The sequence below is a fragment of the Halomonas lysinitropha genome (genome assembly GCF_902500215.1).
GTDB lineage: Bacteria > Pseudomonadota > Gammaproteobacteria > Pseudomonadales > Halomonadaceae > Halomonas > Halomonas lysinitropha.
In genome coordinates this window covers 20,905-36,957 of record NZ_CABVOU010000033.1, presented here as the reverse complement: position 1 = coordinate 36,957, position 16,053 = coordinate 20,905, and the positions used below count along the sequence as shown (strand labels likewise).

Sequence of the window (16,053 nt, the reverse complement as noted above, 5' to 3'; positions counted from 1 at the left end):
CGTGACATCACAGCGACGCGCCTTTCTTTTCCTGCAGGGTGTCTGCTCCCCCTTCTACCCGCAGCTCGGCCGCCGCCTGGCCGAGCAGGGACATCGCGTCGTCAAGGTTCACTTCAATGCCGGCGACAGCCTCTACTGGCATCCCGACACAGGCCCCGTCCACGCCTTCCGCGGACGTCTCGAGGCACTTCCGGACTTCCTCGACGAGCTCTATCGACGCTACGCGATCACCGACCAGGTCGTCTTCGGCGATCGCCGCCCCGTGCATCGTCCCGCCATCACCGGCGGCCGGCGGGCCGGCGTCCGGAACCATGTCTTCGAGGAGGGCTACTTCCGTCCCTTCTGGATCACCCTGGAGCGTGACGGCGTCAACGGCCATTCGCTGCTACCCCGCAACCCCCAGTGGTTCCTCGAAACCGCCCGGCGGCTGCCCGAACAGCCTGCGCCGCACCGCTTCAGTACATCGTTTCGCGTCCGCGCCGCCCACGACGTGCTCTACCACCTGGCCGGGCTGAGCAATCCGCTACGCTTCCCCCACTACCGCAACCACGCCCCCATCATCGCCCCCGTGGAATATGCCGGCTATGCCAAGCGCTTCACCCAGCTGCGCTTCTGGAAGCCCCACGATGCGCAACGCATCAGGACGCTCATCGAGGGCCGGCGCCCCTACTTCATGCTCCCGCTGCAGCTCAACACCGACGCGCAGATACGCCATCACTCGTCGTTCACCGACATGCGGGAAGTCATGGAGTGCGTCATCGGCTCCTTCGCCGAGCATGCCCCCGGCGACGCCCTGCTGTGCATCAAGAACCACCCCCTCGACATGGGGCTGGACCACCATGCGCGGCTGATCCGCCGACTGGAGCGCTACTACAACATCGAGGGGCGCATCGTCTATCTGGAGTCGGGCGATCTCGAGGCACTGCTCCACCACGCCGCCGGCACGGTCACCGTCAACAGCACGGTGGGCCTGGTGTCCCTGGAGCACGGCCGCCCCACCCTGGCGTTGAGCGACCCCATCTACAACCTCGCCGGGCTCACCGACCAGACGAGCCTCGACGAGTTCTGGCGAGTGCCGACGCCGCCCGACGAGGCGCTGTTTCGCAGCTTTCGCGATACGGTCATCTACGCCACCCAGCTCAACGGCGGCTTCTATTGCCGCACCGGCATCGAGCTGGCCGTGACCAACGCCGCCAGGGAGCTTGGCGCCGAGCGTTCACGACTGGAGCGACTGCTGTCAGAGCACCTGCAACTGGAGACACTGTCTTGAGCCCGACCCCTCGCCGCGTGCTGATCACCGGCGCCAGCGGCGCCATCGGCGGCGCCCTGGCCAGGGCCTACGCTGCCCCCGATACCGGACTCATCCTGCATGGCCGCCGCCGCGAGCCCCTGGAATCGCTGGCCGCAGCGTGTCGGCAACAAGGCGCCAAGGTCGAAGTCGCCACCGCCGACCTCACCGATGACGCCAGCCTCGCCGCCTGGCTGGAGACCCTCTGCGCCGCGGGCCTCCCCGATCTGGTCATCGCCAACGCCGGGCAGAACACCCGAGTGGGTCCTGCCGGCGCTCTGGAGCCCTGGCAGGAGGTCAGCGACCTGCTGGCCATCAACCTGCGCGTGCCCATGGCCATGGCCAACATCCTCGCCCCGCGCATGGCCATCCGGGGGTCCGGCCAGCTGGTGCTGATTAGCTCCCTGGCCGCCTGGTACGGCCTGCCCGTCACGCCCGCCTACAGCGCCAGCAAGGCCGGCCTCAAGGCCTTCGGCGAAGCCCTGCGGGGGCACCTGGCACCCCACGGCGTCGGAGTCACCGTAGTCATGCCCGGCTACGTCAGTTCACGGCTATGCCATGCCATGCCCGGGCCCAAGCCCTGGGAGTGGCCGCCGGAGAAGGCCGCGCGGGTCATCCGGGCCGGCATCGAGGCCAACCGCGCGCGCCTCAGCTTCCCCTTTCCGCTCAACTTCGGTTGCTGGTGGCTGGCGGTACTGCCGGCCGGCCTCTCCCAGCGTCTCGTGCGGCTGGTGGGTTACGGGAGCCGCGGATGATCGCGGCCCTCTGGCCTCCGCTGGCGGCAGGGCTGGCGCTCACCCTGGTCATCGAAGGGCTGCTGCGTCCAGCGGTCACCCCCTTCTGGCGCCGCCACTGGGCCACCCTGGCGGTGCACATCGGCAGCTGGGTCCTGCTCTTCACCCTCTTCCTGCTGGTGCTGCAGCGCCCCTGGTTCGCCGTGGTATTCATCGCGTCGCTGCAGCTGGTGGTGGTGCAGTCCAGCAACATCAAGGCCGCCACCCTACGCGAGCCCTTCATCTGCCAGGACTTCGAGTACTTCCTCGATGCCATCCGGCATCCACGGCTCTACGTGCCCTTCTTCGGCATCGGCCTGGCCATCGCCGCCAGCACCGCCGGCGCCCTGGCCATCGCCGCCCTGCTGTGGCTCGAACCCTCCCTGGCCGCCCGCCAGAGTGCCATCGTTTTCCTCCAGGCCATCGCCCTGCTGCTGTCGGGCGCCCTGGCCGCGATCGGTCTCGGCCTGCCGCGCCTGCCGCCCTGCCGGCTGGAACCCCAGGAGGACCTCGCCCACCTGGGGCTATTCGCCGCCCTCTGGGCCTACGGCCTGCGCGCCCGGCGCCCGCTGGACGTTTCGCGACTCGACAGCCCCTTCGCCGCGCCGGCACCCGCCGCGCTGGATCCCCAGCGACTGCCCCATGTGGTGGCCGTGCAGAGCGAATCCTTCTTCGACCCGCGCCGCTGGCGCCACGAACTGCCCGGCGAACCGCTCATGACCTTCGACGCCCTCAAGCGCCAGGCGCTGGCCCATGGCCAGCTGCAGGTCCCGGCCTGGGGCGCCAACACGGTGCGTACCGAGTGCGCCTTCCTGACCGGGCTCCCGCCGCGGGCGCTCGGCATTCATCGCTTTAACCCCTACCACCAGTTGGCCCGCCGGGGAATCCCCTCCCTGGCCAGTCATCTCGGGGCCCTGGGCTACCGCACCGTCTGCGTGCACCCCTACCCGGCCAGCTTCTATGCGCGCGACCGGGTCATGCCGCGGCTCGGCTTCGAGGAATTCCTGGATATCCGCGCCTTCGACCCTGCCCGTCGCGACGGCCAGTACATCGCCGACGCCGCCGTGGCTGAAAAGGTTGGAAGCCTGCTGGATGACGGGGATAATAGACCCCTTTTCGTCTTCGTGATCACGATGGAAAACCATGGACCGCTGCACCTGGAAAGACCGGTACCCCGAGACGCTCCGCCGCTGGAAGCGACCATCCCCGGCGACACGGCGGATCTACGAATCTACCTGCGTCACTTGAGCAACGCCGATAGCATGCTGGCCAGCCTACAGCAGCAGCTGACCCCCCGGGATAGACACGCCCGTCAGGGGTTACTCTGCTGGTATGGGGATCATGTCCCGATCATGGCCGATCTCTACCGGCGGCTGGGCGCCCCCGATGGCCGGACCGACTATCTCATCTGGTCCAGCAGCCAGGGAGCCTCGCCGGCAGCCGCAGCAGAGGAGCTGGAGGTGGCAGGGCTGGGCCAGCATCTGCTGGGCTACCTCGCCGAGACGACCCGCCATGCGCAGGCATCAGGAGGCACGCACGACGCTGCCGGTCACCATCAGGAGCAAGAATGAGTAGACGCGTTGCCATCATCGGCGCCGCCCATCGTTTCCCCGGGACCACACCCGAAGCGTTCTGGCAGGACTTGAAGGCCGAGAAGGACCTGGTGACCCACGTCGCCGAGGATCGCTGGAGCCAGGAGGCCTTCCGACATCCCGATCGTCGCCATCCCGGCACCAGCGTCTCCTTCGCCGCCGGCACCCTGGGCGATATCGCCTGCTTTGATGCCGGCTTCTTCAGCATCTCGCCGCGCGAGGCGGCTCATATGGATCCCCAGCAGCGCATGCTACTGGAACTGGCCTGGGAGGCCATCGAAGGTGCCGGCCTGCCCGCCTCGCAACTGCGGGGCAGCAACTGTGGTGTATTCGTCGGCATCGCCAGCCTCGACTACTCCTATCGCATGACCGACGACATGGCGGCCATCGACGCCTCGACCGCCACCGGCAACACCTCCAGCATCGCCTCCAATCGGCTCTCCTACATGTTCGACCTGCACGGGCCGAGCATGTCCATCGACACCGCCTGCTCCTCCTCGATGGTCGCCTTCCACCAGGCGTGCCAGGCGATCCGCAGCGGCGAGACCGACATGGCCCTGGCTGGGGGCATCAGCCTGCACCTGCACCCCTACGGCTTCATCATCTTCTCCAAGGCCAGCATGCTCTCGGCCAACGGCCGCTGTCGGGTCTTCGACGAGAGTAGTGACGGCTATGTGCGTTCCGAAGGCGCCGGGCTCTTCCTGCTCAAGGACTATGCGCGCGCCATGGCCGATGGCGATCCTATCCTCGCCGTGGTGGCTGGCTCGGCGGTGAATACCGACGGCCACAAGTCGGGGCTCACCGTGCCCAACCCCGAGGCCCAGGTGGCGCTGATGCGTCAGGCCTACCAGCAGGCCGACATCTGCCCCGACGAGATCGACTACCTGGAGGCCCACGGCACCGGCACCGCGGTGGGCGATCCCATCGAGACCCGCGCCATCGGCGAGGCCCTGGCCCAGCATCGCACCTCACCGCTGCCCATCGGCTCGGTCAAGAGTAACGTCGGCCACCTGGAGACCGCCTCCGGCGTCGCCGGCCTGGCCAAGGCACTCTACAGCCTTCGCCATCGCGAAGTGCCAGCCACCATCGGCATCCGCAAGCTCAACCCCAACATCCGGTTCAACGAGTGGAATCTCGAGGTGGTTACCCGGGCGCGACCGCTCAAGCCCCGGGGCCGCCTGGTGATCGGCGTCAACTCCTTCGGCTTCGGCGGTGCCAATGCCCACGTCATCCTCGAGAGCCCGCCGCAAGCGGCCGTGACCGTGCCGCCCCAGGCCAGTGGCCCACTGCCGCTGCGCCTCTCGGCCCACGGCGAGCCGGCCCTGCGTGCCCTGGCCAGCCGCCTAACCGCCTGGCTGGGCGAGAGCGACGACGACCTCTACGATATCGCCCATACCCTGTATTGCCGCCGCGATCCCCTGCGTGACGGTGCCCTGCTGTTCGCCGAGGACAAGGCCGAGGCCGCGGCGATGTTGGCCGCCTTCGCCGATCCCGACCGGGAGGATCCGGCTGATATCGCCTGCGGCGTGCGGCTGACCAAGCCCAGCGCCCCGGCCTTCGTCTATACCGGCAACGGCTGCCAGTGGGAGCGCATGGGCGCCGACTTGCTGGCCGGCTCGCCGGTTTTCGCCGCGGCGGTGGACGAGGTCGACGCCCTCTTCCGCCGGCACGGCGACTTCTCGCTGCGTGCCGAGCTCGAGGGCCGTCATCATGAAGGTCCGGACGGCGGCAGTCGCATGGCGCTGACCGAGATCGCCCAGCCCAGCCTGTTCGCCATCCAGGTCGGCCTCACCCGGCTGCTCCAACACCACGGCATCGAGCCTGCTGCCGTAACGGGGCACAGTGTCGGCGAGGTGGCCGCGGCTTGGGCCTGCGGCGCCCTCAGCCTGCCCGACGCGGTCAAGGTCATCTATTACCGCAGCCACTACCAGGGCAAGACCCGCGGCCAGGGCGAGATGAGCGCCGTGGCGATGAGCGCCGACGAGATCCGCGAGCTGCTGGCCGAAGGCGCCCATGAGGGCGTCACCCTGGCGGGCATCAACAGCCCCAAGGGCGTCACCCTGGCCGGCGACCCCGAGGCCCTGAGCCGTCTGGAACGCCAGCTGGAGGCCCGTGGTATCTTCGTCAGGCGCCTGCCCCTGGACTATGCCTTCCACAGTCCGGCCATGGATCCCATCGAGGCCGGCGTCATCGCCTCGCTGGCCGATATCGCCCCGCAGACCGAGCGGCTGCCCTACATCTCCACCGTGACCGGGGCTCGCCTCGCCGGCGTCGAGCTGGCGGCCGAGTACTGGTGGCAAAACATCCGTCAGCCGGTACGCTTCGACGCCGCCATCAGGAGCCTGGTGGATGAGGGCACTCGCCTGTTCATCGAGATCGGCGCTCATCCCATCCTGCGCCGCTATCTCAGCGACGCCCTGCACGGCGTCGGCGACGACGGCCTGGTGCTCGGCACACTGGAACGCGAACAGCCCGCCCAGGCGTGCCTGACCCGTACCGTCGGCCAGGCGCTGCTGAGCGGCATGCCGCACAGCGATGAGCGCTGGTTCCCGGTCAAGGGGCGTCTCGTCGACCTGCCCCGCTACCCCTGGCAGCGCGAGCGCTACTGGGTGGCCCCCACCGGCGACAGCCAGGGGCTGCTCGACCGCTACTACGAACACCCGCTGCTCGGCTATCGCCTGGCCCAGCAGCCCGATACTTGGGAAAGCCAGCTCGACACCGGCCGGCTGCCCTGGCTTGGCGACCATGTAGTCGGCGACGCGGCCGTCTTCCCTGGCGCCGGCTTCGTCGAATTGGCCCTGGCCGCAGCCCGCCATCGTGGCGACAGCGCCCTGGTGGACATCGAGGAACTGGAGATCCGCGCCCCGCTGATGCTCGACGCCCCGCACGGCCGACGCATGCGACTGCACTTCGCCCCGCAGGACGGGCGCATCGAGATCCGCTCACGGGAACCCCTCGCCGAGGATGAATGGCAGCTCAACGCCGTGGCGCGGGTGATGGAACAGAGCCGCGGCTTCCTGCTGCGTCGTGCCGCCCCCGTGCTGCCCGTGCGCCGGCCGGATATCACCCTGAGCGATCACCTTGCCGAGGCAGAGCGCCTCGGGCTGCGCTACGGCCCCGCCTTCCAGGCCATCAGCGAGGCCTGGCGAGAGGGTGACAGCATCCTCGGCCGCATCGCCCCCCCCGCGGCACTCCACGAGGGGCTGGACACCCAGTATCTGCACCCCGGCATCCTCGACAGCGCCTTCCAGCTGTTCATTCCGCTGCTCGCCCGAGAAGCCCGGGACGCCGGTATCGAGGACGACGGCCTGGCCTTCGTACCGGTGCGGGTGGGGCGGCTCCAGTACCTCGCCGAAGCCGGCACCCCGGCTGTGGCCCGCGCGCGCCTCGGCAAGCGCGCCCCCCACTCCTTCACCGCCGACTTCGAGCTCTTCGACGACCAGGGTCGCGCCGTGGCCGTGCTCAGCGAGACCCGCTTCAAGGCGATTCGCCTGCGCCGCCAACGTCACCAGCACGTCAGCTACCTCGATGTGCGACTCACCCCGGCACCGCGCCGCAACGCCATCGAGGCCCTCGAGCCGGAGGCGCTCTACGCGGCCATGCCGGGGCTGATCGATGACTTCGCCCGCCTCACGGGCCAGCGCTACGCCACCGAGGTGGCACCCCTGCTCGACGGCCTGGCCGATGCCTTCGCCGCCCGCGCCGTGCGGCGCCTGGCCGGCGGCGGTGATCTCAGCCATGGCCGCTACCGCGAGCTGAGCCGCGCCCACCTCGGTGCCGCCCCGCTGCTCGACCAGCTGCTGCGCCAGCTCGAGGCGGCCGGCCGACTGCAGGCCACCGAGCACGGCTGGCGCCCCAGCGATGCCGACAGCGTCGAGCCCGAGGCCATCTGGCAGCTGCTGGTACGCGACTACCCCGACTACTTCCCCCCGGTACAGCGCCTGGGCCGCTTCGGCCTGCATCTCGATGGCCTGCTGAGCGGCGAGGAGAACGCCGCGACCCTGGGGCTGGACGCCGACGTCCTCGCCCAGCTGACCCAGCAGCTGCCCGGTGCCGCCGGCTGGCAGGCCATCGCCGGCGCCCTGCAACAGGCCCTGCCCCGGGTCCTCGCCGCCCTGCCCCCCGGGCAGCGGCTGCGCCTGCTCGAGGCGGGCAGCGCCGCTCCCGCCCTGGGTGAACGGCTCTGCGACCTGCTCGACCCCGATTGCTGCGACTATACGGCGCTGACCGTGGGCGAGCAGGCCCACCACCAGGCCGAACAGCTGCGTGAACGCTTCCCGCTGATCGACGTCGAGAGCCTGGATGCGCCCGCCGACTACCGGCCTCCCCGCGCCCAGCTGGCCCTGGTCAGCCTCGAGCCCGGCCACCGCGAGCGCAGCCGCCGACTGCTCGAGTCCCTGGCGCCGCGCCTGGCGCCGGGAGGCCAGCTGCTGGTGCTCGGCATCCAGCCCAGCGCCTGGCTCGACACCCTGCTCGCCACCCCGGGCCTCGAGGACGACGGCGCCCGGCTGGAGGCCACCGAGCAGGCAGATGTCATCGCCGAGCTCGAGGCCCTGGGCGCCGAGGATATCCAGGCCCTCCCCCTGGAGGGCGAGGCACCGGGGGTCTACCTGATACACGCCCGCTGGGCGCCGGCCCAACCGGCCGAACGGACACCCGTCGAGCCCAACCAGGACACGGCACCGGCCATCCAGCTAGTGACCGACGCCGCCCATCGGGAGCTCGCCCGGCGCCTCGCCGCCGGCCTGCAGGCACGGGGCCGGCAGGCGACCATCACCGATGCCTATCACGACCGGGACGGCGCGACGCACTGCGTCGACCTGCGCCAGGGCGAGGCACGCTGCGAACACGCCCTGGCCTGGGCCCACGACCTGGAACCGCTGGGCGAGGCGGCCAGCCTGTGGCTGATCACCCGCGGCGTGGCGGAGATGTGGGTAAATGGTGAGTGGTCAAAGGTGAGGAGTGAAGAGTCAGGAGTGAGGGGTGAGGGGTCAGGAGTAAATGGTGAGGAGTTACCCGGCCCGGACGCCGCCCTCTGGGGCTTCGGCCGTTCCCTGGCCAACGAGGCCAACGGCTATGCGGTGCGCCTGCTCGACCTCCCCCAGGGCGAGCTCGATGAGGCCGTGATCGACGCGCTGCTCGACGAGCTCACCGCCCCGGATGCCGAGACCGAGATCTCCCTGGACGCCCGGGGCCGGCGCTTCGCCACCCGGCTGCGCAGCCTGCCCGTGCCAGGCCCCTCTCCGGAGGCTGGGCAGCCAGCGCGGCAGGCCATGTCGCTGGGCTTCGAGCTACCCGGCCAGCTACGTCACCTTGCCTGGCGCCCCCATCCGCTGACCGAGCCCGACCGAGACGAGGTGGAGGTGCGCGTGCAGGCCAGCGGGCTCAACTTCCGCGACGTCATGTTCACCCTGGGGCTGCTCTCCGACGAGGCCATCGAGAACGGCTTCGCCGGGCCCACCCTGGGCCTGGAGTTCTCCGGCGTGGTGGCGGCGGTCGGTCCCGGCGTCGAGGACCTCGCCGTGGGCGATGCGGTCGTCGGCTTCGGCCCGGCCAGCTTCAGCGACCGGCTGGTGGCCCGCCGTCAGGCCGTGGCGCCGATCCCCGCGGGAGTCAGCTTCGCCGCGGCGGCAACCATCCCCACCACCTTCTTCACTGTCTACTATGCGCTGAAGCATCTGGCACGGCTGGCCCCTGGCGAGCACGTGCTGATCCATGGCGCCGCTGGCGGCGTGGGCATCGCCGCCATCCAGGTCGCCCAGTGGCTGGGCGCCGAGATTCACGCCAGCGTGGGCAGCGCCGAGAAGCGCGACTTCCTGCGCCTGATGGGCATCGAGCGTCTCTACGACTCACGCGCTCTGACCTTCGCCGAGGAGATCCTCGAGGCGACCGACGGCCGCGGCGTCGATGTGGTGCTCAACTCCCTGGCCGGCGAGGCGATCAACCAGAACCTGCGCTCGCTGCGCCCCTTCGGGCGCTTCCTCGAGCTCGGCAAGCGCGACTTCTACGAGAACACCCATATCGGCCTGCGGCCCTTCCGCAACAACCTCAGCTACTTCGGCATCGACTCCGACCAGCTGATGAAGGAGCGGCCCGAGCTCACCGCTGAGCTGTTCGGCGAGATGATGGCGCTCTTCCAGGACGGCACCCTCACCCCGATGCCCTACACCGCCTTCTCCAGCCAGCAGGTGGTCGAGGCCTTCCGCTACATGCAGCAGGCCCGGCAGATCGGCAAGGTGGTGGTGACCCACGAGCAGGCGCTGACGCCGAACAGCACGCCCCGGCCGGGCAGCGAGCGCCTGACCCTGCCGGCCGAGGCCAGCTATCTGGTCACCGGCGGCCTGGGCGGCTTCGGCCTCGCCAGTGCCCGCTGGCTGGCCAGCCGCGGCGCCCGTCACCTGATCCTGGTCGGTCGCAGCGGCGCCGCCAGCGACGAGGCGAGGGCGGGTGTGGCGGCCCTCGAGGCCCAGGGCGTCGAGGTGGTGGCCGCCGCCTGCGACATCACCGACCGCGCGGCGCTCACGCGCCTGCTCGACGAGTGCCGCAACCGCCTGCCGCCGCTGCGCGGGGTGATCCATGCCGCCACGGTGATCGACGATGGCCTGATCCGCAATCTCGACCCGGAGCGCATCCGCCGAGTGCTGGCCCCCAAGATCGAGGGCGCTCGCCATCTCGACGCCCTGACCCGCCATGAGCGCCTTGACTTCTTCGTCATGTACTCCTCGGCCACCACGCTGTTCGGCAACCCCGGCCAGGCCAACTATGTGGCCGCCAACCACTGGCTCGAGGCCCTGGCCGCGGCCCGTCGCCACCAGGGCCTGCCGGCGACCTGCCTGCGCTGGGGCGCCATCGAGGATGTCGGCTTCCTGGCTCGCCACACTCGCACCCGCGACGCCCTGCAAGAGCGTCTGGGCGGCTCGGCACTGCGCTCCGAGGACGCCCTGCGCATCCTCGAGCGGCTGCTGCTGCACCACGCCGATCGCCTGGGGGGGCCCAGCCTGGGAGTGCTCGAGCTCGAATGGCCGGCCCTGGCGCGCTTCCTGCCCACCGCCGACAGCCCGCGCTTCGATGAAATCGCCCGACAGAGCGAGGACGACGGCCGCACATACGACGACGGGGAGAACCTGGCCGAGCAGTTCGCCAACCTGCCGCCGGAGGAATTGCATGAGGCGGTGACCGATCTGCTGCGCGTCGAGCTGGCGGCCATCCTGCTGATCGACGAAGAAAAGATCGACGTTTACCGCTCGGTCTACGACATGGGCTTCGACTCTCTGATGGGCGTGGAGCTGATGACCGCCATCGAATCGCGGATCGGCGTGCAGGTGCCGGTGATGGTGCTCGGCGAGGCCTCCTCCCTGGACAAGCTGGCCGGTGTGCTGATCCACCGGCTGCAGAGTAACGAGCCGGCGGAAGATGCCGACGACGAGGCCCGGCTGGCCGACCTGGCCAGCCGTCACGGCAGCGAGGAACTCTCCGAGAGCACGGAGAAGGGCTTGTGAACGACCGTCACGCCGATCTCAAGCAGCAGCTACTCGCCCAGGCACGGGGCCGTCGGCGAGCGACCCCGCCCGCCGGCGAGGGCGGCGACCCGCACCCCGTGGCCTCGGATTCCCGGGTGCCCGAACGCTTCACGCGCTTCGATGCCCATCCGGGCTATCAGCAGATCGCCATGATGCGCGAAGGCGCGCGCCGGCTCGGGCTCACCGACCCCTTCTTCAAGGTCCACGAGGGCACCGCCGGGGCCACCACGCGCATCGACGGGCGCGACTACATCAACTACGCCAGCTACAACTACCTGGGGTTCTCCGGCGATCCGCGGGTCAACCGCGCCGCCTGCGAGGCCGCTGACCACTACGGCACCTCGGTCTCGGCCAGCCGCGTGGTCTCCGGCGAACGGCCCATCCATGCCCAGCTCGAGGCGGCCATCGCCCGGGCCTACGGCCTCGAGGACGCCGTGGCCTTCGTCAGCGGCCACGCCACCAACGTCTCGACCCTGGGCTACCTGCTGGGCCCCCGCGACCTGGTGCTGCATGACGAGTACATCCACAACAGCTCGCTGATCGGCGCCCAGCTGGCCGGCGCCCGACGCATCGCGTTCCCCCACAACGACCTCGACGCCCTCGATGCCCTGTTGAGCCGCCAGCGCGGCCAGTTCGAACGCGTCCTGGTGGTCATCGAGGGGCTCTACAGCATGGACGGCGACGTCCCCGACCTGCCCCGCTTCATCGAGCTCAAGCGGCGTCATCAGGCCTGGCTGATGGTCGACGAGGCGCACTCCTTCGGGGTGCTGGGCGATCACGGCCTGGGCCTGAGCGAGCACTTCGGCGTGCCCGCCGGCGACGTGGATATCTGGATGGGCACCCTGAGCAAGAGCCTGGCCGGCTGCGGCGGCTATATCGCCGGGTGTCGCGAACTGGTGGAGACCCTGCGCTACCTCGCCCCGGGCTTCCTCTACAGCGTCGGCATGCCCGCCCAGGTCGCCGCCCCTTCGCTCAAGGCCTTGGAACTGATGCAACAGGAGACCCAGCGCGTCGCGGCACTGCACGTCATCTCGCGCTACTTCCTCGAGCAGGCCAGAACGATAGGGCTGGATACCGGCCACAGCATCGGCGCCGCCGTGGTCCCGGTGATCGTCGGTAGCTCGGCGCGAGCCGCGGGGCTCTCCCATCAGCTCTTCGAGCGCGGCTTCAATGTCCAGCCGATCCTCCACCCCGCGGTCCCCGAGAAGAGCGCCAGACTGCGCTTCTTCCTCTCCTGCGAGCACAGCCGGGAGCAGATCGATGTCACCCTGGGAGCCCTGAGTGACCTCCTCCACGACGGTTGACCCGGCAACATCGAAGCCGTCACGGATCCTCTTCTTCCCGCTGGGCTGGGTGCTGGCCCACACCCTGCGCTGTATCGAGATCGCCAGGGTACTGCGCCAGCGCGGACACGAGGTCGTCTTCACCGGCGACGACCCGCGGCTTCCCGATTCGCGGCTCCATCTCGTCGAGGAGGCCCGCTTCCGCGAGGCCGCCGACGTGCTGAAGCAGCAGCTCAACCTAGCGTGACATCCTTGAGCCAGTACCAATGCTCCGGGCGCTCCCGTACCCAGTGCTCCAGTTGGGCATCGATCAACGCCAGTACACCAGACAGCAGCTCCCAAATGGCGAGGTGTGGCGCCACCAGCACCAGCGGCCCCCTGATGCGGACGCAGATGCTGCGCATCCTCCACCTTCAAACGTTTGTCGAGAATCCGGGGCAGCACCGTCAGCTCTCTGTAGACGCGCCCCACCTGATCGCCATAGGCCAGCAGTCGACGCTCACGCTCCGCCGCATCGGCCTCGCCCTCCAGTCGGTTGAAATTGGCCAGGAGTCGCGCCACCCACCGGCGCTGCAACCGCCTTGCCCGGCGCCGGCACGGCGTCTCGCGTCGCTTGGCTCAAAAGACCCCCTGACAGATACATCACCATGGCTTCGCTGGTGAGCGCGCTGCGCGCTTGTGAGTAGTGAGCGCTTCGCTGGTGAGGAGTAACCCCTCACCCCTCACCCCTCACTACTTACCACTCACCATTTACAGCTTACGACTCCCGGCACCGCCGGGCTAACCCCACACCACGAAATGGGGATTCAGGTGCTGCGTAGGGGTCGCATAGGAGAGCGCGTCGCCCTCCAGGGTTTCCACCCGGCCGCCGGCCTGCTCCACCACCGCCTGGGCGGCGCCGGTGTCCCACAGGCAGGTGGGGCCGAGACGCGGATACACATCCGCCGCACCCTCGGCGACTAGGCACAGCTTCAGCGAGCTGCCCATGGGCACCATGTCGTGGCGGCCTAGCTTCTCCAGCCACTCGGCCAGATCGGGGCTGGGATGGGAGCGGCTGCCTACCACGCGCCAGGCGGCACCCTCGGCGGGCTTGCCGGCCACCCGGATCGGCCGACGCTCACCGCCCTTTTCAACCTTGAAGGCCCCCACGCCCTCGGCGGCGAGATAGCTCACCTCCAGCGCCGGGGCGACGACCACGCCGAGCAACGGCTTGCCCCGCTCAATCAGCGCGATGTTAACCGTGAACTCGCCGTTACGCTTGATGAACTCCTTGGTGCCGTCCAGCGGGTCCACCAGCCAGTAGCGGCCGGCGGCATCGGCACCGTCGAAGCCCTCGGTGTTCTCCTCCGAGAGCACCGGAATGGCCTCGGGCAGTGCCTTTAGCCCCGCCACGATCACCTCGTGAGCGGCCTTGTCCGCTTCGGTCAGCGGGCTCTTGTCTTCCTTCTCCTCGATGGAGAAATCGCGGGCGTAGACGGCCATGATTGCCTCGCCGGCGTCATTGGCGATGCCCTCAACGCTATCGAGTAATGCTGAAACGTCCATTTGTTGAGTTCCTTGATGTTTGGGCTTCAGGCCAAGAGCTTCGAGCCTCGGGCCACGACAAGAACCTTTCGCGGCTCGTAGCCCGCTGCCCGCTGCTTTAGGCTACGATCTGGCGTTCCCGCAGCAGGGCAATGATGGCCTCCGCGGCTTCATCGCTGCTGATCTCGTCGGTGCGGATGTGCAGGTCGGGATTCTCCGGCGGCTCATAGGCCGAATCGATACCGGTGAAGTTCTTCAGCTCGCCGCGCCGAGCCTTGCGATAGAGCCCCTTGGGATCACGCTGCTCGGCGACATCCAGCGGCGTATCGACGAAGATCTCGATGAACTCGTCCTCCTCCACCAGGTCGCGGGCCAGCTGGCGCTCACTGCGGAAGGGCGAGATGAAGGAGGTCAGCACGATCAGGCCGGCATCGACCATCAGCCTGGCGACTTCACCCACGCGGCGGATATTCTCGACACGATCGGCATCGGTGAAGCCCAGGTCACGGTTGAGGCCGTGGCGCACATTGTCGCCATCCAGCAGGTAGGTGTGCTGGCCGGCGGCGTGCAGCTTCTTCTCCACCCGATTGGCAATGGTCGACTTGCCGGCACCGGAGAGCCCGGTGAACCACAGCACCGCGGGGTGCTGCCCCTTGGAGACCGCCCGCGCCTGCTTGTCGATATCCACATGCTGCCTATGGATGTTCTGGCTACGCCGCAGCGCGAAGTGCAACATGCCCGCACCCACGGTGTTATTGGTCATGCGGTCGATCAGGATGAAACCGCCGGTGTCGGCATTCTCCTTGTAGGGGTCGAAGGCCACCGCCTTGTTCAGGCTCAGGGTACATATGCCGATGGCATTCAGGTCCAGCTGCTTGGCCGCGGTATGGTCCAGGGTATTCACGTTCACCTGGTACTTGATGTCGGTGACGGTGGCCGACACGGTCTGAGTGCCCAGCTTCATGAGGTAGGGGCGGCCCGGGAGCAGCGGCTCGTCGTGCATCCACACCAGGCTGGTCTCGAACTGGTCGGCGGTCTCGGCGGGCTGTTCCACGCCGGAAATGACGTCGCCGCGGGAGATGTCGATCTCGTCCTCCAGCAGCAGGGTCACCGACTGGCCGGCAATCGCCTCGGGCAGATCGCCATCAAAAGTGTAGATGCGCGCCACCCGGCTGGTCTTGCCGGAGGGCTGGACCCGGATGGCGTCGCCGGGCTTCACGGAGCCGCTGGCGATCATCCCGGTAAAGCCGCGGAAGTCCAGGTTAGGGCGATTGACCCACTGCACCGGCAGGCGCAACGGCAGGCGCTGCTGGCGCTCCTCGTCGACCTCGACGGTCTCCAGATAGGCCATCAGGGTGGGACCGTGATACCAGGGCATGTGATGGCCATGCTCGATGACGTTATCGCCCTTGAGCGCCGACATGGGGATGAAGGTGATCGCCTCCAGGCCCAGCTGCTTGGCGAAGGCGCGGTACGCCTCGACGATCTCGTCGAAGCGCGCCTTGGAGTAGTCCACCAGATCCATCTTGTTGATGGCCACCACCAACCGACGCATGCCGATCAGCGACATCAGGAAACTGTGGCGGCGCGTCTGGGTGAGGATACCGTGGCGAGCATCGACCATCAGGATGGCGGCGTCGGCGTTTGAGGCGCCGGTCACCATATTGCGGGTGTACTGCTCGTGCCCCGGGGTATCAGCGACGATGAACTTGCGCTTGTCGGTGGAGAAGAAACGATAGGCCACGTCGATGGTGATGCCCTGCTCGCGCTCCGCGGCGAGGCCGTCGACCAGCAGAGCGAAGTCCATCTCGGTGCCCTGGGTACCATACTTCTTGGAATCCGCCTCAATGGCGGCCAGCTGATCCTCGAACAGCAGCTTCGACTCGAACAGCAAGCGTCCGATCAGGGTGCTCTTGCCGTCGTCGACGCTGCCGCAGGTGATGAAGCGCAACAGGCCCTTGTTCTCGTGCTCTCTCAGATAGGTCTCGATGTTTTCCGAGATCATTGGTGAGGCGTGGGACACAGTCCAATTCTCCTTTGGGTGAGAGCACGAGCGCCGCGAGCTTCGAGCTT

9 protein-coding genes are annotated in these 16,053 nt (G+C 68.6%); 6 read left to right on the top strand and 3 right to left on the bottom strand.

The genetic code is table 11. The features are described 5' to 3' along the window. Position 1: 1 nt before the first annotated feature. Genes HALO32_RS09230 through HALO32_RS09205 form a run of 6 tightly spaced genes read left to right on the top strand, consistent with a single transcriptional unit; the run spans position 2 to position 12,703 of the window. The gene (locus HALO32_RS09230) at positions 2 to 1,270 is read left to right on the top strand and encodes a capsule biosynthesis protein (protein ID WP_225809886.1); all 1,269 of its coding nucleotides are present in this window, start codon (positions 2 to 4) and stop codon (positions 1,268 to 1,270) included. Continuing rightward, a complete protein-coding gene (locus HALO32_RS09225) occupies positions 1,267 to 2,043 on the top strand; it encodes an SDR family NAD(P)-dependent oxidoreductase (protein ID WP_151443500.1) in 777 nt (258 codons plus the stop codon). Before HALO32_RS09230 ends, HALO32_RS09225 begins: the two co-directional genes overlap by 4 nt. Continuing rightward, on the top strand, positions 2,040 to 3,632 hold the full coding sequence (locus HALO32_RS09220; protein ID WP_151443499.1) for an LTA synthase family protein: 1,593 nt from the start codon (positions 2,040 to 2,042) through the stop codon (positions 3,630 to 3,632). The genes HALO32_RS09225 and HALO32_RS09220 overlap by 4 nt, the downstream gene beginning before the upstream one ends. Next, entirely contained in the window at positions 3,629 to 11,152 is a 7,524-nt protein-coding gene (locus tag HALO32_RS09215; RefSeq protein WP_151443498.1) for a type I polyketide synthase, read from the top strand. Before HALO32_RS09220 ends, HALO32_RS09215 begins: the two co-directional genes overlap by 4 nt. Continuing rightward, positions 11,149 to 12,477 (top strand): aminotransferase class I/II-fold pyridoxal phosphate-dependent enzyme, encoded by a 1,329-nt coding sequence (locus HALO32_RS09210; RefSeq protein WP_192576478.1) that lies wholly within the window; start codon positions 11,149 to 11,151, stop codon positions 12,475 to 12,477. The genes HALO32_RS09215 and HALO32_RS09210 overlap by 4 nt, the downstream gene beginning before the upstream one ends. After that, complete coding sequence (locus HALO32_RS09205) at positions 12,455 to 12,703, top strand: hypothetical protein (protein ID WP_151443497.1); 249 nt, start codon at positions 12,455 to 12,457, stop codon at positions 12,701 to 12,703. Before HALO32_RS09210 ends, HALO32_RS09205 begins: the two co-directional genes overlap by 23 nt. Here the strand turns inward: HALO32_RS09205 and HALO32_RS17965 are convergent. From HALO32_RS17965 to cysN, 3 genes are all read right to left on the bottom strand, one after another. Next, positions 12,690 to 12,860 (bottom strand): hypothetical protein, encoded by a 171-nt coding sequence (locus HALO32_RS17965; protein WP_192576477.1) that lies wholly within the window; start codon positions 12,858 to 12,860, stop codon positions 12,690 to 12,692. The two genes, HALO32_RS09205 and HALO32_RS17965, sit on opposite strands and share 14 nt — an antisense overlap. Positions 12,861 to 13,236: 376 nt before the next feature. After that, complete coding sequence (gene cysQ / locus HALO32_RS09200) at positions 13,237 to 14,001, bottom strand: 3'(2'),5'-bisphosphate nucleotidase CysQ (RefSeq protein WP_151443496.1); 765 nt, start codon at positions 13,999 to 14,001, stop codon at positions 13,237 to 13,239. Positions 14,002 to 14,098: 97 nt separating this feature from the next. Further along, positions 14,099 to 16,003 (bottom strand): sulfate adenylyltransferase subunit CysN, encoded by a 1,905-nt coding sequence (gene cysN / locus HALO32_RS09195; protein ID WP_151443495.1) that lies wholly within the window; start codon positions 16,001 to 16,003, stop codon positions 14,099 to 14,101. Between the last annotated feature and the right edge of the window lie 50 nt (positions 16,004 to 16,053).

Excerpts from the sequence above, each read along its gene's own strand:
- HALO32_RS09220 (WP_151443499.1), top strand. The coding sequence starts at position 2,040 with ATGATCGCGGCCCTCTGGCCTCCGCTGGCGGCAGGGCTGGCGCTCACC.
- HALO32_RS09215 (WP_151443498.1), top strand. The coding sequence starts at position 3,629 with ATGAGTAGACGCGTTGCCATCATCGGCGCCGCCCATCGTTTCCCCGGG.
- HALO32_RS17965 (WP_192576477.1), bottom strand. The coding sequence starts at position 12,860 with ATGCGCAGCATCTGCGTCCGCATCAGGGGGCCGCTGGTGCTGGTGGCG.
- cysQ (WP_151443496.1), bottom strand. The coding sequence starts at position 14,001 with ATGGACGTTTCAGCATTACTCGATAGCGTTGAGGGCATCGCCAATGAC.